Source organism: Flavobacteriales bacterium (assembly GCA_019694795.1).
Lineage (GTDB): Bacteria > Bacteroidota > Bacteroidia > Flavobacteriales_D > UBA2798 > UBA2798.
This window is the reverse complement of sequence record JAIBBF010000027.1, coordinates 1-20,649: the sequence shown is the minus strand read 5'-3', so window position 1 is coordinate 20,649 and position 20,649 is coordinate 1. Positions and strand designations below refer to the sequence as shown.

Below are 20,649 nucleotides of genomic sequence, written 5' to 3'. Positions count from 1 at the left end.
AGGTCATCGTTCAGATGACCTTTACTTTTGATTCTATTTTATTATTTTTTTCTAATCAGTGTTACCGTTCCATTGAAGGTAAATTGTGTTCCGCTTAATTCTCTCGGATTCGGATCGTAAACGGTAGGTTCAACGGCAGTGTTGATTTCTAAAACGTAATAATAAACACCATCAGGACATTCTTTTCCGCCTTTATCTTTTCCATCCCATTTTCCGGTAGGAGAAGTAATTTCTGCCACTTGCGTTCCCCAGCGATTGTAAATACGTGCGCTTAATGAAACCACATTCATGGGTTGGAATTCAAATTCATCATTGTCTCCATCACCATTGGGTGAAAATACATTGGGTAAAAAGAAAGAAGAAGTTAATGTGGTAATGTCGATCATGGCCGTGTCAACGCAAGGACCATTCGATGCGATGAGGATGGCAGTAAATGTACTTTCTGTTGTATACGTGTTGCTCGGATCACTGGCGTTAGAGGTGTTGCCATCACCGAAAATCCAATTGAAATTGGTTGCTCCAGTTGAAAGATTGGTGAAATTCACCGTTAAAGGTGCTGGTCCCACCACTGGTGATGCAGTAAAGTCTGCCACCACCGGAGTTGCATTGTTCAATGTGAACGTGAGTACATCTGTACATCCGTTGGCATCAGTAACTAAAACTGAATAATTACCTGCAGGAAGATTGTTGAAGTTTCCTGAGCTAATGGTGTCGTTAACAGGACCGGAAAGAATGTAGGTGTAAGGACCTGTTCCTCCATTGGCAGATGGAACTGCAAGTGCATTGTTGTATTCGAAACAGGTTTCAGGTGTTGTATTGATATTTCCGTTAACGGTTGGACCAGCATTCAGCGTGAATGTAAAGGTACCGGCACAACCCTGATTATCGGTTACGTTTACCGAATAATTTCCGGAAGGTAATCCAATGAAATTTCCACTTGAATTACTTGCAGAGATAGGTCCGCTGATTGCATAAGTATAATTTCCATTTCCACCACTGCCGGTTAAAGTTGCCGATCCATCATTGGCGCCATTGCAACTTTCTAATACCGTATTTGCATTTCCGCTCAACGGATTTCCGGGTTGTATCGTAACGGTTTGTTCTCCGTAGCAGCCGATATTATCAGTTACCTGCATGGTGTAGTTTCCATCAATTAAACCGCTGAAATTTCCGGTAGAATTACTGGAGCCGGATGGTCCTACCAATACATACGTGTATGGATTAAATCCTCCTCCTACAGTTGTGGCCAGGGTTCCGTTATTGGCATCGTCGCAGGTTTCGTTTGTGGAGGTTAAACTGACATCAAGTGTAGTGTCAACCACAATGGTGATGGAAGCATAACAGGTATCATCTACGCCATTGGTATATAATACATCGAAAGTAGTTGTAGTAGTGATATTTTCTGTAATGAGGGAATCATCCGGACTACCGGGAATGTGTGTCCAGTCGTAATAATAACCGGAGCAATTCAGGGATGAAATGGTTACGTTATCAATTCCCCAGTGGTCGTATAAATTTCCGGAGCTTCCGCTTTGCCACCATTGGAAAATGGTAGTTGTTGTTTGCGCAACGGGAGGAATGGTAAAACAATAATTCGCCCATGCAGTATAATCGCCGTCACAACCTGATCCGCCATTCGAAGAATTTAAACATCCGCCGGGATTGGGTTGGAAATAGTTGATGGTTGTCCATGTAACACCTCCGTCAATCGACCAATCCAGGTAAACTCCTTCGCTGGTTAAATCGGGTCCTTCACATGGTGATCCAAGACCCTGTACAGCCATTTTAAAATCGAAACAAATATCGCCTCCGCAGGATACATCCAAAGGGGCGGTTTGCAATGTTCTTGGGGCTGCGGTCATGTCACCCATCCACATATAGGTCGTTCCGTCGAGAGCGGGTCCGCATGGATTGGTAAAGGTACCGGCAGGAGAAATATTCCATCCGGATCCGGCATTTCCAAGGTTGAAATCGTTCGCCAGTGCAAATGTTCCACCACCGCTCGAAACCGCTTGAAGGTTCACGTTTCCACCACCACAGTTGAGGGTATCCTGCGAAGGATTGATGGATAAATTACATTGGGAAAATGCCAGTTCATAAGAAGCCGACAATGCAACAAACAGAAGAATTTTCTTCATCGTTTTCTTTTCTAAGGTTATGTAAAATTACGGCAAAAATCGTCACAATTACTAAACCTAAACTTAATATCTGATCAGGTCGCCGAATCGGGAAGATATTTGTTCGGAAATGGCCTTAAACTCAATTAAAAAGCCATCATGACCGTACGACGAATCAATGATGCTGAGTGTTGCATCGGGAATGGTTTTAGCGAGGAATTCCTGTTCGGCGGGTGGACATAAAATATCGCTCGAAATGCCAATGACCAGCGTTTTGGATTTTATTTTTTGCAGGGCCACCTCCGGTGATATGCGATTGCGGGAAATATCGTGACTATCCATCGCCCGGCTGAGGGTGTAATAGGAGAAAGCATTAAAGCGCATCGATAATTTATCGCCCTGATATCGGATATAGGAATCAGCACTAAAATCGCGGATGCGTTCATCGGAATCGCTTTGTGCTTTTACAAAGGTTTCGTAATTTCTGTACGTAAGCATTCCGATTCCACGAGCCGTTTTAAGACCGTTTTTACCTGCATGAACTTGCTCTTCTTTCCAGGTGGCATCCGATTCAATGGCCATGCGTTGCGCTGTGTGAATAGCAATTCCCCATGCCGATTCTTTGGCGGAGGTTGCCAGTAAAACGATGTTTTCAAAGAGATCCGGTTCCTGAATGGCCCATTCGAGTAATTGATATCCACCCATAGAACCACCAAGTCCGAATTGAATTTTACCAATGCCTAAAAACTGACGAAGCAAGCGGTGTGCATTCACCATATCACGTATGGTGATAAATGGAAAAGAATGAAAATAAGGTTGACCACTTTTGGGATTTACACTCAATGGTCCGGTAGATCCGTAACAGGAACCAATGATATTGGCGCAAACGATAAAATGATCCTGGGGATTATACAATTTGCCTTCACCCACCAATCCGCTCCACCAATCCGATGCATCACTATTGGCAGTAAGGGCATGGAAGACCCATACCACATTGTTCTTGCCGGGTTGAAACTGACCATAGGTATGATAAGCAATTTCCAATCGGGGAAGGACTTCGCCGGATTCGAGCGAGAAAGGGAGGTTATAGGTAAAAATCTTTCGCATGGGGTAGGGCAAAAATAGTGTTTTTGTAAAGTCAGATTTCGGGGAGGGGGGACAATATTTCTATCTTTGTCCTATTCCTTTTTAACTATGAAAATTAAAGTTCACCGCGAAAACGACAAGTTCCATTTCCGAGCACACAACGAAAGTGGAAACACCATTGATATGGATGCCAATCCCGCCATTGGTGGAGAAGGAAAGGGTGCTCGTCCGATGGAATTATTGCTCGCTGCTCTTGGCGGTTGCAGTGGAATAGATGTGGTTTCCATTCTTCAAAAACAACGTCAGGTAGCCAGCGATATCGATATTGAAATTCATGGTGAACGAGAAGCAGGAAAAGAACCTTCATTGTTTAAATCGATAGAAGTCATTTTTCGCTTGCAGGGAGAACTGGATGCCGATAAAGTGAAACGTGCTGTTGAATTATCGATGGATAAATATTGTTCCGTGGCAAAAACACTGGAGCCAACTGCAAGTATTCGTTATCGTATTGAGGTAAATGGCGCGGGATTATGAAAAAGAAAAAAAGTACATCAGCAGTTCGGATTCAAACGGAAAAATCTCCTGCTAAAGAACATTCCGTTCCGCTGTATCTTACTTCGAGTTTTGTATTCGACGATGCCGAAGAAATGCGCGCTGCCTTTGCCGATGAAATTGAGCGTCCGATTTATTCACGTTTCTCCAATCCGAATGTGGATGAGTTTACCGAAAAAATGAGAATACTCGAAGGCGCCGAATCCGGATTTTCTACCGCTTCCGGAATGGCTGCCGTATTTGCAACTTTTGGAGCATTATTAAAAAGCGGCGATCGCATTTTATCCTGCCGTTCTATTTTCGGAGCAACGCATACCTTGTTTTCTAAAATATTTCCAAAATGGAATATCGAAACCGATTATGTCGATATCGACGATTATGCCAATTGGGATAAACAAGTGAAGCCCGGTACAAAAATGGTATACGTGGAAACACCCACTAACCCGGGACTAGGAATTATCGATCTGGAATGGGTGGCTGCCTTTGCAAAAAAACATCAGTTGCTGTTGGTGGTCGACAATTGCTTCGCTACTCCCTTATTGCAGCGTCCCATCGAATGGGGCGCTGATCTGGTGATTCATTCTGCTACCAAGTTTATTGATGGACAAGGAAGAACGATGGGAGGTGTGGTACTCGGACCCAAACATCTCATTAAAGAAGTGTATGCGTTCTGCAGAAGTACGGGTCCCGCCTTATCACCCTTTAATGCTTACATGCTTTCTAAATCACTCGAAACACTCGAAGTGCGAATGGAGCGTCAATGTACCAACGCATTAAAACTGGCGCAATGGATGGAAAGCAGAAAAGAAATTTCGAAAGTGATTTATCCCTTTTTACCTTCTCATCCTCATTATACCCTTGCTAAAAAACAAATGGATAGCGGAGGCGCATTGGTCACCTTCGAATTAAACGGCGGAATAGGATCCGGAAGAAAATTTTTGGATGGATTAAGGATGTTGTCACTTACTGCTAATCTTGGAGATTCACGCAGTATAGCATCTCATCCTTCCTCTACAACGCATGCCAAATTAAGCGAAGAAGAACGATTAGCCGTTGGAATTACACCGGGCATGGTTCGTATTTCGGTTGGACTGGAACATATCGATGATATCATATCCGATGTGGAGCAGTCGCTGGCTCAATTGTAATTACCACATTCTGAAATCGAGCTCCATATTCGCGGCACGAAAATCCGGAATTTGTTTTCCTTTGGAAAGTTGGGTCACTTCCTTCCGGATGTATCGTTGAATTTCATTGAGACTTACTTCACCATCTTTATCCTTATCGGCAGCTTTATTTTTCATTCCGTTAAGCAGGCAATAAGTAAACAAACCATTTTTCCATTCTTTACTCTCCATCGCAAATTCGGCTCCACCGGCAGAACTGATAATGGTAGCACCTGTTCCGCGTTTAACATCATTAAAAATCTCCTTCATTAGGAAAGCAGCGTTTTTAATACCGATTCCGTTTTTATTTCTTAAGCCAACACCCGGATTTCTAAATTGAACATTTTCGGCTGGTGCATTCATGGTTAATTCGGATTCAATTTCATTCTTGTCGACCTCACCACTTAGACAAGTATCAAAAAACAATAATTTTCTTAGTGCGGCAATTCCATCTGTCATGCTCTCCATTTCCACATCCGATAATCCCCGTTCGGCTGGATGATTGAAATCGATATCGTAAGTAGCAAAATAATAATCCAGGTTTTCATCACGTAAACCGTGCCCCGCAACGAATATTACCACTACATCTTCTTTTTTCGATTGCAGTAGAAATTTTTTCGCAGCCAGAATTTTTTCGCGGGTGGCTTCCTCATTGGTAATGGTTTGCTGATGAACTTTTGCGAAAGCACTGGTAGAAGAAAATACAGAAGAAATATCTTTAGCATCCTTATCGGCAAACTGTAAATTAAAGCGACTGTCCTTGTATTTACTCACGCCAATACTCAATACATACAATTCCGGTTTCTGTTCTTTTTTACACATCAACAATAATTCTTCCTTGGCCGATTCCGTTCCGTCTTTTCCAATAGCGGCAATTTCAATTTTATTGGTTCCGTATAATAAGGGAATATTCAGATTTTTTTCGCCCGATTTTCCGCTAATGGCTACACCTTCTTTACCAAACACCGGAACTCCTTCCACCCAAACTTTAACAGCTTTTAATTCCGATTCCGATTTTACCTGAACGGTTAAATTGAGATTATCCTGATCCGTGGTTAAAGGAATTTTTTGCAGATCACGAATTGTAAGTTGAGGAACTACCGGATTGAGTGGGGTGTTGTTAATACCATTGCGCTCCATTCTTTTTTTCCATGCACGTTCGTAAGCACTGATTAAATCAGGATCGGCCTTTCCGATGTGCGCTAAAACTTTATCGGGACGATTATAGCGTAAATCGATTTGCTCGAATCCCACACTGTTTTTGCCGTTGACCATAGCCAGATTTTGAGCGGCTTCTTTTGTTGCTATGTAATAGTGATCCGGTGTATAAGCTAACAATCCATTGCTCGGAGAAGGAATGATGTTGATGATGTTTTTTGTTAAATCTGAACTGTAAACATGCACTACACCATCTAAATCTGAAAGGGCAATAAATTTTCCGTTTTTACTAATGGAAATGGCCATTAAGTGAGGTAAATCTGCGTTAAGCGTATTTGTTTTTTTCCCGCTTTCCAGATCGTAAACATTAAGGCTTTTATTCAGCTCGCCGGCTACCAGTTTTTTTCCGTCGGGACTAATCTCAAAAATCACGATTTTACTTTGGGTAATATCACCACTTAATTTTTTGTAATTCCCCGAAGGAAGATCCCAGCGATGAAGCGTAGCGGATTCATCTGCGGCAAGAATAAAACTGCCGTTATTGTCGGACGATAACCAGCGGTATTGATGATTTGCCGATTTAGATAAATCGATGGTTGAATTCGTTTTTAAATCGATCAGGTGCAATCCTTTTTTGTCTTGAAGTATAAAACGATTATTCAAGGTCCCGTTAAATAATATAGTTGAGGAAGCATCATCTATTTTTTTCTGTAGCAGAAAACGGGCTTCATCCAGATGGTAAAAATTGACTTGTTTGTTATCGATATACCCGATGATGGAAGTATCCTCTGTATAAGCAAACATGGGAATGGAAAAAACATTATCTCCAACTATTTTATACATCAGGTCCCTGGTTGTATGTACCCCGTAATAAATGCCATCTTTCATTTTAGATGGAGAAAAATAGCGCATCACCGTACTTGTATTTTCTACTACGGTAGAGTCATCTTCTCTTCGGGAAAGATCGCCGGTGGTGAAATTAAAATCGTATTGAAATCCTCCTTTCATGGTGAGGATGTCGTCATTTTTTCTGAAATACAATTGGTGGATGCGTTCCGGTTCATACAACAGTTTATGCCAGAATAGGCGACGCTCAGCTTTAAAATCGGATTCATTAAAAAAGCAAATCCAAATTCCACCGTCAACATCAGCCATCACAAAAAGATTGTTGGCGGGACTTGTCTTAATAAGCCGGATATCACTCTGCAACATTTGCGTATTGTAAATAAGCGTCATTGCTTCGGTGGTGTGACCGATTTTTAAATGTTTTTCTTTGTCGAATGTAACTGCAAATTTTCCGTCGTAAGTTCCTGCTGCTTCTACCCAACATTGATTTCCGTTTCTATCACTGCTGATCGTACTTTCTACACTTCCCAGACTTTTTCCTGTTGTAGCCTGCCATAATTCAGTGATTCCATCATTGGAGTGAATGAGTAAAAGGGAATTGTCGGGCGTTAATTGAAATCCGCTGCATCCGCTTTTTATTTCCATGTCCAGAATTTTTTTTCCGGTGTCCATGCTATAGGCCATCACTCCGTGATCTGCTGTAGAAGCAAACAACACCAATCCATTCGCAGCCCATTTTAATCCTGTAATTTCCGAGCCTGCATTGATGCGGATTATTTCTTCATTTTTCACAAGGTGATACATGAGTATGTTTCCATGATCATCGCCATAGGCCACCAAATCGGCTTTCGGATTAAAAGAAGCGGCTGTTACGCTGTAAAAATGATGATAGGTGATCACACTCTTCATTCCTTCCGTATCGTAAATCTGAACGGTGGAGTCGAGCGATGCAGAGAGAAAATAACGGTTATCGAATCGCCATTCAATTGCTGTTACGGCACTTTTATGTCCGTATTCCTGCCAGATGGCTTTGTACGAAGAAAGATCCCACAGAATTAATTTGCCTTCGGGTCCACCACTGGCCATGCGTTTCCCATCGGGAGCAATTTCCATTTCGAACCAACCGGCGTGACCCGTTTGGGGAATAAATTTTAATTGCGAAAAAGCACAATTATAAAGAGAGGTAAATACAAAAATGAAGATCAGTTTCTTCATGAGATTTTCTTTCAAAACTGCATTTTAATCCTGATAAAATCCATCCGTAAAATACCCTATTATCACTCGGTGATTAAAAGTTTTTTCACGGCGTTCCCGCTTTCGAATTTCATGGCGACAAAATACACTCCCGGAGCAAGGTTAAAATTGAAAATGGTTAAATCTGATTCTGATTGAATTGATTTCGAATAAACCAGTTTTCCTTCGCTGCTGAGAATGGTAATCTTTTCAGGTAAGAGATTTTTGCAACCGGAAATTTTAAACGAGCCTTGACTCGGATTGGGTTGTAGGGTGATTTCATTCCAGGCGTTTTCATCTACTGATAGACTATTAAACGCAAATGCAGATGAAACACTTGTACAACCATTGGCATCGCTAATTTCAACTGTGTAACTTCCATTGGATGTCGGCGTGTAAGAAGATGCATTCGCACCCGAGATCGGATTTCCATTGAGGAACCATTGGTAGCTGATGCCGCCGCTGGTGGATAATACGCCAACATTTTGAGTGATGACCGGAGTAGAAGGATTTGCATTTACAGTGATATTCATTGTGTGCGTGCTGCTGCCTTGTCCATTCCCCGCAGTGAGCGTTACCGTATAATTTCCTGCAGTGGGATAACAAATTCCGCTTGGATCCTGGTTGCCCGACGTAGTAGTGGATGCTCCGGGGAAGGACCAGTTCCACATAGTAGGTGCGTTGGCAGAGAGATCGGTAAAGTCAATACAATCGCCGGCACAAATGGTGGTGTTGCTCGCTGTAAAATTTGCATTGGGAGGAAGGGGAGGAGTAATGCAACAATTTCCACCGGAAGAAATATTTCGTGTAACGGCAGGTTGCCAGCAATTGTAATTGGTTTGATGCATCAGCAATGATCCACCGAAGTGATTCAGAAAAAATCCGCTGATCTGGTCCACCGTATTGCATCCTCCCTGATTGGTGTTGATGTCGCAACTATAGGCACAAATGATATAATTGTAGCCATTCGGATTACTAATAGTCGCAGCGGGATATTGAAGAATATTGGTGGTTGCAGTTCCCGCACCGTTGATGGAGACACTGGTTACGCCGAGTCCGCAATTATCATTCGTGCCAATGTAGCCGGCATAAACAACTTCGGTAACATTCGAGGCATAGGTTCCGCTGATGTTGATTTGTGCGGCTTCGTAAGTAGTAATTCCAATTTTTAAATTCGGAATGTCCACATCCACATTGATGTTTAAAATTCCGCCATCGTAATTGGAGAAAATAACTACGTTACCGGTCGAATCGCAATAGGAATTCTGTGCAAGAGAAAATTGTACCGCGAAAAAAAACGCGAATACAGCGGGTAGAATGTTTTTCATCGAAGAAGGTTTTCTTCAATGTAGCAAAAAATTTCAATACTGTAGAACTTCTTCAATCCATTTCTCCACTTTGGGTACCGTTGGCAACATGGCTGCTTCCAGGGTACTGTTCAATGGAATTGCCGGTAAATCGATGGCTCCTTTTGCAACGACCGGTGCATCGAGGAATCTAAAACATTGTTCCGAAATTTTTCCTGCAATGGCCTGTGCAAATGAATTGGTAATGGGTTCTTCGGTAAGCACCATACATCTTCCGTTTTTCTTCACCGATTCAAACACCATTTCCTCATCATAAGGAACCAGTGTGCGTAAGTCAATAATTTCAACTTTATCGGTAAGACCTAAATTCTTGCATGCGTTTCTTGCCCAATACACACCCATCCCATAGGTAATAATGGTCATGGTTTCCCCTTTTGCTGCTAAATCTTTATCCGATTCCTGCACCATTCTTCCTTTTCCAAAAGGAATGACATAATCTTCATCCGGCTCAATGGTACGTGCTTCTTCCGTGCCTTTTAGCTTACTCCAGTATAAACCTTTGTGCTCAAGCATCACTACCGGATTCGGATCGTAATAGGCCGATTTCATCAAACCTTTTAAATCTGCTCCGGTAGAAGGATAAGCCACTTTAATTCCCTTAATATTCGATACCACCGATTCAACACTGGAAGAGTGATAAGGACCACCGCTTCCGTAAGCGCCAATGGGAACACGTAAAATCATACTCACCGGCCATTTTCCGTTCGATAAATAATTGGAGCGCGAAACTTCGGTGAACAATTGATTTAAACCCGGCCAGATATAATCTGCAAATTGAACTTCAACAATGGGTTTTAATCCAACTGCACTCATTCCAACTGTAGATCCAACAATAAATGCTTCCTGTATCGGTGTATTAAACACGCGTTCATTTCCGAATGTCTGTGCCAGTGTTGCAGCTTCGCGGAATACACCACCTAAGCGGTGACCAACATCCTGTCCGTACAACAAACATTCTTTATGCTTGCTCATTAATTCGCGAATAGCAAATAGGGCAGAGTCGACCATCACCGTTGCTTGTTTTCCTTTCGGAGAACGTTCCCCTTTTTCTTCTGTAATTGGAGTAGGAGCAAAGATGGCATTGTAAATATCATCCGGCTGCGGATCTTCGGCAGCGAGTGCTTGTTTGTATTGTTTTTCGACTTCCAGCTCAGCGAAAATTTCAAGTTCTTTGAGTTGACCATCTCTAATTCCGGATTCCAACAGTTGATTTCTGAAAAACGGAAATGGGTCACGTTTCGTTTGCTCTTCCAAATCTTCTCTGTACCATTCTTTCCGAACACCTGACGTGTGGTGATTGAGCAATGGAACTTTTGCATGAATCATGAATGGACGTCGCTCTTTACGGATGAGTTCAAGAACTTCCTGAATGACGGTATAACACTCAACGAAATCACTTCCGTTAACGCGACGAACTTCGAGTCCTTTAAATCCCTGTGCATATTCCCAGGCTTCCTGTGCGCGAATTTCTTTTGCATTGGCAGAAATATCCCATTCATTATCCTGGATCAAATATAGAATCGGTAATTTTTTTAGCACTGCCATTTGAAAAGCTTCCGCTACTTCACCTTCGGTGATGGAGGCATCTCCCAATGAACAAACAGCAATCGGATTTTCTAAACCACGATCCGGTTCCATTCCGGTTTGCTCTCTGTATTTTAATCCCATGGCCACGCCGGTAGTAGGAATCGCCTGCATACCTGTTGCGGAAGATTGCATGGGAATTTTCGGCATATGATCTCTGCGGAGTGAAGGATGCGAGTAGTAATGTCGACCACCGGAAAATGGATCGTCGCGTTTCCCCAATAGTTGAAGCATCAATTCATAGGGTGTCATTCCAATGGATAACAACATGGAATCGTCGCGGTAATAGGCCGATAAAAAATCCTGTGCTTTTAATTGCAATCCAAGCGCAATTTGAATAGCCTCATGTCCACGCGAAGTCGCATGAACATATTTTGCCGTCACTTCTTTATTCTTCTCATACAACTCAGCCATGGCTTTTGCCGTGCACATCAATTCCCAGGCCTTCAACAAAGTTTTCTGATCCATCTGACCCATTTTTTCGGGCGCATGTTTGGTTGTCAATTCGCTCATCACCGTAAAAGTTTCTATTGCAATATACAAAAACGAAAGAATAAAGTTTTACGGTTATGGTTAAAATCGAAATTTTTATTGGTATTTCCCTTCTTTTGTGAAATTTTATTTTTCTCCATTTCCGCTAATTTGCTTTCTGCCAAAGAGATGTTTTGCTATGCAATTTGTAAGGGAGCATTTTTGGGTATAAAGAATGAATGAGGTTCCAACATTTCTGATAGAAAGAAGGCGATAACTTCAAAAAAAATGCCGCTCTGAGGCGGCATCTTTTTATTTTTTTGGAAAGAGTTTTAGTTTTTCTTTCAGGCTGTCGTTTTGCTTTTTCAAATCATCAATTTTAACCTGATAATCCTTCAGCATTTCAGAGGCACCTTTGGAATTACCGAAGAATCCCATGTTGTTTTCCAGCTTAATGATCTCCTCATTATTGCGGTTGATCTTATCGCGGATTTGTTGTTTTTCTTTCGCTAATAAATATTCCGCATTGTCCGATTGTTGCAATGCCGCAATTCTCGATTTCAATAAGGTAGTCTCCTTGAGGTTGGGGTCGATATTGATTTTCTGTGAAAGCTCTTCCAGGGCAGTTCTAAAGCTTTTAGAAACGCGTTCTCTTTCTTTCATGGGGATTTCGCCAAGTGAAGAGAATTCTTTGCTGATAGCGCCTAACCGTGCGATTTTTTCTTCATCGCTGCCTGTGATTTCCATGCTCGCTAATGAAGCAATGAATGCTTCTTTTTTGCGGAGATTTTCTTCCAGGGCTAAATCCTGTGCTGCAAAATGTTCTTTTTTGCGATTAAAAAACGCATCGCAGGCAGCACGGAATTGAAGCCATAAAGGATGTTCTGCTTTTTTACCGGCAGATCCGATTTTTTGCCATTCTTTTTGCAATTGAATCAGTTGATTTCCGGCTTCCTTCCAATCATTGCTGTCCTTTAATTTTTCCGCTTTTTCAATCAGCGTTTGTTTCTTCTTCTTGTTCTCATCGAAAACATTTTTCAGTTCACCGAAAAATTCTTTTTTCGAAGCGAAAAATCCATCACACACACTTCTGAATTCCTGCCAGATTTTTTCATTTTCTTCTTTCGCGGCAAAACCAATGGTCTTCCATTCATTTTGCAGAGCAAGTAATTCCTCGGTATGTTTTTCCCAGTCTTTCTGGTTGGTATTTTCCCGCGCTGCTACTTCTTTGGCTTTTTCGACTAACCGACGTTTAGCGGCCAAAAATTCTTCTTGTTTTTTCTCGCGTTCTTCACGAAGTGAATGGATTTTATCTTCCACTTTTTTCACCAAATCCCAATACTGATTCCGGATATCTTCCCATTTTTCTTTCAGCACGGCACCGGTATGATCCCACTCGCGTTGAACAGCTCTTAGTCCACCTTCCAGATCGCGCAGACTGTTACTCTCGGCCAGAGCAATCAGTTTATCCACCAATTCCATTTTCGATCCCGTATTTTTTTTGAGATCGTTTTCGCGAAGTTCTTTGTAAATGTTCATGTTGTAATAGAACAATTCCGAGAGACGGGAAAATTCGCGTTGAATATCGTGATGTTTATCTGAAGGAACAGAACCAATGTTTCTCCATTTATCTTTTAAATCGTTGAATTGCTGATAGGCTTTCGAAATATTTTCTTCTTCGCTGATTACCCTTAAAATCTCAGCAAGAATCGCTTGTTTTTCTTTCAGGTTCGATTTTTCAGATTCCGTTTTATTCTTGCGCAGTTCTTCACGACGAACACGGTAGTCCTTTACCATTTCACGGATTTCCTCAATGAAATCGTAACTCGTATCATATTCTCCTTCTTCACCGGTTTCGGCACGTACAGGATGTTTTTCTACGAGATGTTGAAAATCCCGGATTAAATCTCCGGCATCATTCATGATTTCTTCAAAACTCGGATGCTTTAAATATTCCTCCAAACGCAACTTGATCTCCGCAAAATTCATGGTATAGGTATTTTATAAATGGACGTTTACTAATTAAGATTTTCCTTTAAATGAATTAATGGCATTCACCGTGAATTCACTTAATACTAATTTTCCGCTCATGCCGGCGCGTTCATACAGCAACTCATCCCAATGTTCAGTTCCCTGCCAGAAAATCGATTTTAACATCGACATCGCCTCGGGGTTGGATTTCGATAAACGATCGGCGAGGGTTTGAATAGCGGCATCCATTTGTTCGCTGCTCTCAAAAACCTCGTTGTATAAACCTTTTGTTTTTGCCCATTCGGCAGAACGCCATTCCGTAGCATTAATGGCCAATTCCGACATCCCCGATAATCCGAGTTTACGTTCAACGGCGGGACCAACAACGAATGGACCAATTCCCACTGCCAGTTCCGATAATTTTACAGAGGCAGCAGAAGTAGCAAAACAATAATCAACCGAAGAAGCCAATCCAACGCCACCACCAACTGCTTTACCCTGGATTCGTCCAATAATAAATTTCGGACATTTACGCATGGCGTTAATCACGTTGGCAAATCCGGAGAAGAATTTTTTTCCGGTTTCAAAATCTTTAATCGAAATCAATTCATCAAATGAAGCACCGGCACAAAACGCTTTATCTCCCGATGAACGTAAAATGATAACGGTTACATCTTTATTTTTTCCGATCTCCGTGATGGTATCGGCCAATTGATTTAAAAGTTTACCGGGCATGGAATTACTCATGGGGTGAAAAAATTCCACCTCCGCAATTCCGTTGTTAACGTTTGTTTTTACGTGCCCTTGTTCCGTAATGGTGCTCATTGAAAATGTTTTGTTCAAAATTAAGATTTTAAGTCAAATAGAACATCCTATTTCCCCTGCAACAGGTGTTCTCTTGAACTTTGTACCAAACATACCTGCGAAATGAATTTTTCGTACCAAAGGGTAAATCCTTTTTGCTTGGCTTCCAAATGTACCGGGTGATGTTTCCAGCGCTCAATGGCTTCTTCATTTTCCCAATACGAAATAAAAATGCCCTGATTGCCCGATTTAATGCTTTCATAGCCAATAAAACCTTCACTCTCAGTGGCCAAACGGAGGGTTAATTCATCCATTTCCGCATAACCTTCCAGTTCATTACTTCGGGTTGAAATGAAAATCACCGCATAATAGGGTGGGTTGGGGAGTTGTTTTTTCCAGTATGCCATAGCCGAAAATAATGATAAAATCGAAATGGTACCTGTATAAAAAAGTCAAGAGCTACGGGACGCCGCAGCTCTTGACACCAAAAACCAGAAGAGAGGATAAAAGAACGGACAATTAGTGGGTTTCTCTCGAACTGCCACCAAAAGAATTTATCGTGAGTATCGCAAGGAATCCAAACACGGTGATCAGAAATCCTACCATTGGAACCATGCCATGAATTTCAGTACTTAAATAGGCCAATTTGAAAGGGTAAATCATAATCAGCAGAATAACGATTGATGCGATAGTTGAACGTTTCATATGCGTAAGTTTTACGATACAAACATCGCCCACATCAACATTGAAAAATATGAGGCAGATCAGAAATGATGATGGATAAAACTGAAATTGGTCAGAAACAAAAAAACCGCCTGGCGAGGCGGTTTTTTATTTAATTCTGATCCAACTTCTTCACCATGGTGAGAATGGTGGCAATGGCGACGGTTTCTCCGCTTTCATCATATACATCTACCAGAAATTTCACGATTCCTTTCGCGATATCTTCTTCATTTCGTTTTTCCTGATCGATTTTTTCTTTCACCGTGAATTTTACGGCGATTGTCATTCCCGGATAAACCGGTTTGGTAAAGCGAGCTTCATCGAGACCATAGTTTAACAATACCGGTCCTTTTTTAGGATCTACAAATAGTCCGGCCGCTTTAGAAAGTACAAAATAGCCGTGCGCTACTCTTCTTTCGAAAATGGTTCCTTCTAAAGAAGTAGCATCCATGTGCGCATAGAAATTATCGCCGCTTACATTGGCAAAATTTACAATATCCGCATCGGTTACGGTGTGTTTATGCGTAAATACGGTTTCTCCGATTTCCAATTCTTCAAAATGCTTACGGAAAGGATGTACCGGAGTTTCCTTGTATTCCGATCCCACCATAAACTGATTGGTGATGTTGGTAAGGGTAGTGGGGTGACCCTGAATGGCGGTGCGTTGCAGATAATGAAATACGCCACGCTTTCCACCCATTTCCTCACCGCCGCCAGCGCGACCGGGACCACCATGTGTTAGCATGGGCATCGGCGAACCATGTCCGGTACTTTCCTTCGCACATTTTTCGTTTAAAATGAGAATACGTCCATGATATGGAGCAGCACCTAATACATATTCACGGGCCAGTCTGTCGTCGGCAGTGATCATGGAGGTTACCAATGATCCTTTACCCAATTGCGCGAGTTCTATGGCCTCTTCTATGCCTTTGTAGGGCATAATAGTAGATACAGGTCCAAACGCTTCAATATTGTGGCAATCCTGATTTTTAAACGGATCTTTATTCAGGAATAAAACAGGAGGTAAAAATGCGCCTTTGTTTTTATCGGCACCTACCACTTCGAATGCAGATAAATCGCCAAACACGACTTCCTGTGTTTTTTTCAGAATATCAATTTTCTCCAGAACCTCTTTCACTTGTGTTTTTCCTGCCAAGGCGCCCATGCGAACACCTTCTTTGGAAGGATCACCAACTACGGTGGAAGCAAGACGTTTTCCGAGAGCAATCTGAACATCTTCTATCAATGGAGCCGGAACAATGAGTCGACGAACGGCAGTACATTTTTGTCCGGCTTTAATGGTGATTTCGCGTGTGGCTTCCTTAATGAAAATATCAAACTCAGCCGATCCCGGTTTTACATCTTCACCCAGCACCATTGCATTCAGTGAATCGGCCTCCATATTGAATGGAACTGCTTCTTCAATTAAACGCGGGTGAGATTTCAGCATTTTACCGGTGTGGGCAGAGCCTGTAAAGGTGACTACATCCTGAGAAATTACATGATCAATAATGCCATTTGCAGAGCCACAGATCAATTGTAAAGCGCCTTCCGGTAGAATTCCGGATGCAATAATATCGCGTACTACTGCCTCGGTTAAAAAAGAAGTAACGGTTGCGGGTTTTACTACAGCAGGAACACCGGCTAAAAAATTAACGGCAACTTTTTCCAGCATGCCCCATACCGGAAAATTAAATGCATTGATGTGAACAGCAACTCCTCGTTTGGGAACGCAGATATGGTGACCAATAAATGTGTTGTTTTTCGAAAGTTTAGCTATTTCACCTTCCACACAAAAGGTTTCATTGGGAAACTGGCGGCGTAAACTTGCATAGGCAAATAAATTACCGATTCCTCCTTCAATATCAATCCAGCTGTCGGCACGTGTTGCTCCGGTTGCAGCAGAAACTTTATAATAATTTTCTTTGCGTTCCATCAGGTACATCGCCAATGCTTTAAGCATTCTTCCGCGTTCCTGAAACGTGAGTTTACGTAAGGCGGGATTTCCTACTTTTCTTCCGTAATTAAGCACTTCTGCAAAGTCGATGCCCTTACTGGATGCGGTGGCAATTTCTTCACCTGTGATGGCATTAAACAAAACTTGTCCGTCGCCTTCTCCGGCTACCCATTGTCCGCTGATATAATTTTGAAGTTTCATCTTCTGATTTTATGTATGGTATTCTTTCAATTATTCACCTCTAAGTTTATCAAGAATACGATTTAATTCTTTCGCTTCTTCATTGGTGATGATTTGTACTTTTTTAAAGTATTTGTCTACATCTTCCGAAACAAGGTTAATCAGTGTCATTCCTTTTTCGGTGAGCACGATATCAATCTGCCGGCGGTTGTCCTTACATACTTTTCGTTCCACCAGTTTTTTCTGTACCAGTTTTTCCACCAGACGTGATGTGTTCGACATCCGGTCGATCATGCGCTCGGTCAATAATTTTAATGGTGCAGGATTAGGATATTGTCCTCTTAAAATCCGCATGATATTAAACTGTTGGGAGGAAATGCCGTGAGGTTTAAGAATGTGCATCATTTGTGCTCCCAGCCACGATGAGGTAAACAAAATATTTACCTGTGCTTTATGAAATTCGGACGCGAATTTCTTTTGCTTGATTTCATCTTCAATCTTCATGATGTAAAAATACAAAAGATCTTTACGGTCGTATCAATTGTTGATACAAATCATAATTTCCTTAAATAAAAAAGCCCTCCGCGGGGAGGGCTTTTTATGTTGGATTATTTTTTCTTTTTCTTCTTTTTCTTGCCGCCTAATCCGATTGGACTTCCAAGGCGATCCATTGCACAACGGAATCCGATGGTAGCCGTAGCGCGACGCTCATCGAGGTAGCGACGAGTACCAGGGTTCATCCAGTAGGCACGGTCTCTCCAGCTACCACCTTTGTAAACGCGTGTGCGGTTACTTACTAACGTGGTTGGAGTAGAAGAGTTATCGTGACGATTTACACCTTCGAAACGGTTTTGGTACATGATGTTTTCCTGCCAGCGTTTGTCGGTGTTGATGTTTTCGATTTCTTTCGAGTTGTTGTACAACTGAGAAGAAGCGATATCACCATCTAAATAGTCGATATTGTCTGATTTGCGATAGTTTCTGCGATCCAGATTTTCCTCTTCAGTAACTTCTCTCCATTTGATATTACCCGGAGTGTTAATCACGAAATCTGCCATCTTAACACGAATCACCGGAATGATTTCGATTTGATAGTTTTCATATTTCGGATCAGAATCCTGAAGATTGGTTTCAAAGTCAACTAAAGCAGCGTCGAAGATCTCACGGATGATAATAGAAGCCTGAATCATTTGCTCGTTTTCACGAACAGGGTTGTGCTTGTATTTGTAAGATGCACGGAAGCTGTTTTTAACGGTGATCGCTGAGTCCACGATGTCAATCAGGAAGCCCATTAATGAATCTTCTTCCATGGTTAAACGATCTGCATTTCTGCGGGCAACACGGAATGAATCCAGATAAATGCGCATAGCATCGATATCATAAATGGTTTCTTCGTGTTTGTTGTCAACAATACCTTCTGAGTTAAGCACTTTGGTTTTGAAAACAGAACCGCGGAATGGACGGAATTCGTCTGCATCTTCAGAAGTTAAAGGACGATAAACATCCATTACCCACTCAGATACGTTACCACCCATGTTATACAGACCGTAATCGTTAGGCCAGTAAGAAGTTACCGGAGCAGTAATGTCAGCAGCATCGTTCAGTTTACCGGCAACACCCATATAGTCACCACGTCCGCGAACGAAGTTAGCTAACATTTCACCTTGCCATTTAGCCTCCGGGTTACGTACCCAGTGACCATTCCAAGGATATAAGCGACGTTCTACAACGCGTTCTTCGATAGAGTTACCGATCAGACCATAAGCAGCGTATTCCCACTCAGCCTCAGTTGGCAGGCGGTAGCGTGGAAGAAGAATACCATCTTCCATACGAACGTGACGACGGCCTAAGGCTTTTTTACCTTTTTTACCTGGTCCCGGATTTTGTTGCTTGTTAAGGTCAACCAATAAATTTTCAACACCATTGGAGTGTGCTACACCACCAGGCTGACTCAAATACTCATCTGTAGTAAATGGATCGTTAGGCTGGGTAGCATCCCAGTTCAATACGCCTTCGCGAATCAAAATATATTCGTTTACACGGTCAGTTCTCCATGCGCAGAACTCATTTGCCTGTAACCAGCTAACACCAACCACCGGATAATCGCGGTAAGCCGGGTGGCGCAGGTAATATTCTACATATGGTTCATTGTAAGCCAGTTTTTCACGCCATACCAATGTATCAGGTAATGCATTGATGTAAATCTGACCGAACTCTGTATAAACACGTTTCAACCAGTACAAGTATTCGCACCAGTTGAAGTTGGTTACTTCAGTTTCATCCAGATAGAAGGATGATACAGTAACACGACGGGGAACATTGTTCCAGTCATGAACCACATCCTGCTCGATACGTCCCATAGTGAATGTTCCTCCCTCCACGAGGATCAAACCTGGACCGGTTTCCTGCTCTTCGTAAGGAACCCTTTGATAACCACCATTATCCGGATTGTTATAATCCCATCCGGTAACAGGGGAGGTTTCATACTTACAAGAAGAGACAAAAAGAGTCGCTGCTACTGCAACTCCAAACCATCTTAAACTCGTCTGCTTCATCATTTTCTCCTTAATTAATATTCCTGCTGAATTTTACTTTATAAGTAGATGTTACTTCTTTGGTTACAAATTTTTGTCAAATTAAAACGAAGGACAGCTTATCGTTCTGAAACTCCGCTTTTTAGGTTTACACGGAATGTTGATTCCCATGGAAATTTCATGAGATCCACCCGATGCATTGGTCAATTTCGATATGGTTACATCATAGGAATATCCGATTTTAACCACATCGGTCTGGATACCTATTAATGCAATAAATGCGTCTTTATTTCTGTACCATGCTCCAAACACAATGTTTTTGGTATTGATGTACAATCCCATATTCAATTGCTGGAAGGTGCCTTGCGAACGATACATGATATTCGGCGAAATCGTTGCTTCGTTGGTAGAGTATTTATTGTTGTTTAAAGGAATAACTGCACCGGCGTGACCAGAAATTTTCATGGGCAGCGGACTGTTTCCTGTAACTAATGATTCATTCGGTTCAGTTAAGTGATGCGCAGAAAATCCGATGTAAAAATTTTCGGAGAAACCGAGAACACCTGCAGAGAAGTCAACATTACCAACCGATCCTCCGCGTGGTACATCTCCGGTTTGGTAAACGAAACCGCGACGAGGGTCAATCATATCACCAAAGGTGAGCTTGCTCCAGTCGAGCGATTTTTGGAAATAAGTAGCCTGTACACCGAAACGTAAAGAGAATTTTCTACCGAGTTTTAATTGATAAGCATAAATTCCGGAAACAGTAGTTGTATTCAGGGTTCCTTCACCGGCTTTGTCGTTGGTCACTAATAATCCAATACCACCGTAAATCGATTCCACATGCTGATCGTAAGAAGCAGAAGTGGTAACGAAAGTACCCGAAAGCGCCGGCCATTG

At 42.0% G+C, this 20,649-nt stretch carries 14 protein-coding genes; 2 read left to right on the top strand and 12 right to left on the bottom strand.

Features of this window, described 5'->3' with window-relative positions:
* Positions 1-41 precede the first annotated feature (41 nt).
* Both K1X56_09510 and metX read right to left on the bottom strand, forming a co-directional pair.
* A complete protein-coding gene (locus tag K1X56_09510; protein ID MBX7094948.1) occupies positions 42-2,138 on the bottom strand; it encodes a gliding motility-associated C-terminal domain-containing protein in 2,097 nt (698 codons plus the stop codon).
* A 63-nt stretch (positions 2,139-2,201) separates the two neighbouring features.
* Positions 2,202-3,224 (bottom strand): homoserine O-acetyltransferase, encoded by a 1,023-nt coding sequence (gene metX, locus K1X56_09505; protein ID MBX7094947.1) that lies wholly within the window; start codon positions 3,222-3,224, stop codon positions 2,202-2,204.
* Positions 3,225-3,311: 87 nt separating this feature from the next.
* Between metX and K1X56_09500 the strand changes: the two genes are divergently transcribed.
* Positions 3,312-3,737 (top strand): OsmC family protein, encoded by a 426-nt coding sequence (locus K1X56_09500; GenBank protein ID MBX7094946.1) that lies wholly within the window; start codon positions 3,312-3,314, stop codon positions 3,735-3,737.
* Positions 3,734-4,903, top strand: a complete 1,170-nt coding sequence (locus K1X56_09495; protein ID MBX7094945.1) for a PLP-dependent transferase — start codon at positions 3,734-3,736, stop codon at positions 4,901-4,903. The genes K1X56_09500 and K1X56_09495 overlap by 4 nt, the downstream gene beginning before the upstream one ends.
* Here K1X56_09495 and K1X56_09490 read toward each other — a convergent pair whose 3' ends face one another.
* The 10 genes from K1X56_09490 to K1X56_09445 all read right to left on the bottom strand — a co-directional run.
* A complete protein-coding gene (locus tag K1X56_09490) occupies positions 4,904-8,140 on the bottom strand; it encodes a WD40 repeat domain-containing protein (GenBank protein MBX7094944.1) in 3,237 nt (1,078 codons plus the stop codon).
* 62 nt (positions 8,141-8,202) lie between these two features.
* Positions 8,203-9,486 carry a T9SS type A sorting domain-containing protein gene (locus tag K1X56_09485; protein MBX7094943.1) on the bottom strand — a complete coding sequence of 428 codons (1,284 nt, stop codon included), beginning with the start codon at positions 9,484-9,486 and terminating at the stop codon, positions 8,203-8,205.
* Positions 9,487-9,519: 33 nt separating this feature from the next.
* Positions 9,520-11,586, bottom strand: a complete 2,067-nt coding sequence (locus K1X56_09480; protein MBX7094942.1) for a tungsten formylmethanofuran dehydrogenase — start codon at positions 11,584-11,586, stop codon at positions 9,520-9,522.
* Between the two features lie 306 nt (positions 11,587-11,892).
* Positions 11,893-13,569, bottom strand: a complete 1,677-nt coding sequence (locus K1X56_09475) for a DUF349 domain-containing protein (GenBank protein MBX7094941.1) — start codon at positions 13,567-13,569, stop codon at positions 11,893-11,895.
* Positions 13,570-13,602: 33 nt separating this feature from the next.
* On the bottom strand, positions 13,603-14,376 hold the full coding sequence (locus K1X56_09470) for an enoyl-CoA hydratase/isomerase family protein (protein ID MBX7094940.1): 774 nt from the start codon (positions 14,374-14,376) through the stop codon (positions 13,603-13,605).
* 47 nt (positions 14,377-14,423) lie between these two features.
* Positions 14,424-14,762: an antibiotic biosynthesis monooxygenase gene (locus K1X56_09465; protein ID MBX7094939.1), complete on the bottom strand. Its 339-nt coding sequence runs from the start codon at positions 14,760-14,762 to the stop codon at positions 14,424-14,426.
* A gap of 428 nt (positions 14,763-15,190) precedes the next feature.
* Positions 15,191-17,236, bottom strand: a complete 2,046-nt coding sequence (gene paaZ / locus K1X56_09460) for a phenylacetic acid degradation bifunctional protein PaaZ (protein ID MBX7094938.1) — start codon at positions 17,234-17,236, stop codon at positions 15,191-15,193.
* A gap of 30 nt (positions 17,237-17,266) precedes the next feature.
* On the bottom strand, positions 17,267-17,719 hold the full coding sequence (locus tag K1X56_09455; GenBank protein MBX7094937.1) for a MarR family transcriptional regulator: 453 nt from the start codon (positions 17,717-17,719) through the stop codon (positions 17,267-17,269).
* 104 nt (positions 17,720-17,823) lie between these two features.
* Positions 17,824-19,773: an SUMF1/EgtB/PvdO family nonheme iron enzyme gene (locus tag K1X56_09450; protein MBX7094936.1), complete on the bottom strand. Its 1,950-nt coding sequence runs from the start codon at positions 19,771-19,773 to the stop codon at positions 17,824-17,826.
* A 78-nt stretch (positions 19,774-19,851) separates the two neighbouring features.
* Positions 19,852-20,649, bottom strand: a 798-nt coding sequence (locus tag K1X56_09445) for a PorP/SprF family type IX secretion system membrane protein (GenBank protein MBX7094935.1), incomplete at its 5' end; no start/stop codon positions are given.

What these genes read in the sequence shown, in the direction of transcription:
- K1X56_09510 (MBX7094948.1), bottom strand. Translation starts at nt 2,138, where the DNA reads ATGAAGAAAATTCTTCTGTTTGTTGCATTGTCGGCTTCTTATGAACTG.
- metX (MBX7094947.1), bottom strand. Translation starts at nt 3,224, where the DNA reads ATGCGAAAGATTTTTACCTATAACCTCCCTTTCTCGCTCGAATCCGGC.
- K1X56_09500 (MBX7094946.1), top strand. Translation starts at nt 3,312, where the DNA reads ATGAAAATTAAAGTTCACCGCGAAAACGACAAGTTCCATTTCCGAGCA.
- K1X56_09495 (MBX7094945.1), top strand. Translation starts at nt 3,734, where the DNA reads ATGAAAAAGAAAAAAAGTACATCAGCAGTTCGGATTCAAACGGAAAAA.
- K1X56_09490 (MBX7094944.1), bottom strand. Translation starts at nt 8,140, where the DNA reads ATGAAGAAACTGATCTTCATTTTTGTATTTACCTCTCTTTATAATTGT.
- K1X56_09485 (MBX7094943.1), bottom strand. Translation starts at nt 9,486, where the DNA reads ATGAAAAACATTCTACCCGCTGTATTCGCGTTTTTTTTCGCGGTACAA.
- K1X56_09480 (MBX7094942.1), bottom strand. Translation starts at nt 11,586, where the DNA reads ATGGGTCAGATGGATCAGAAAACTTTGTTGAAGGCCTGGGAATTGATG.
- K1X56_09475 (MBX7094941.1), bottom strand. Translation starts at nt 13,569, where the DNA reads ATGAATTTTGCGGAGATCAAGTTGCGTTTGGAGGAATATTTAAAGCAT.
- K1X56_09470 (MBX7094940.1), bottom strand. Translation starts at nt 14,376, where the DNA reads ATGAGCACCATTACGGAACAAGGGCACGTAAAAACAAACGTTAACAAC.
- K1X56_09465 (MBX7094939.1), bottom strand. Translation starts at nt 14,762, where the DNA reads ATGGCATACTGGAAAAAACAACTCCCCAACCCACCCTATTATGCGGTG.
- paaZ (MBX7094938.1), bottom strand. Translation starts at nt 17,236, where the DNA reads ATGAAACTTCAAAATTATATCAGCGGACAATGGGTAGCCGGAGAAGGC.
- K1X56_09455 (MBX7094937.1), bottom strand. Translation starts at nt 17,719, where the DNA reads ATGAAGATTGAAGATGAAATCAAGCAAAAGAAATTCGCGTCCGAATTT.
- K1X56_09450 (MBX7094936.1), bottom strand. Translation starts at nt 19,773, where the DNA reads ATGATGAAGCAGACGAGTTTAAGATGGTTTGGAGTTGCAGTAGCAGCG.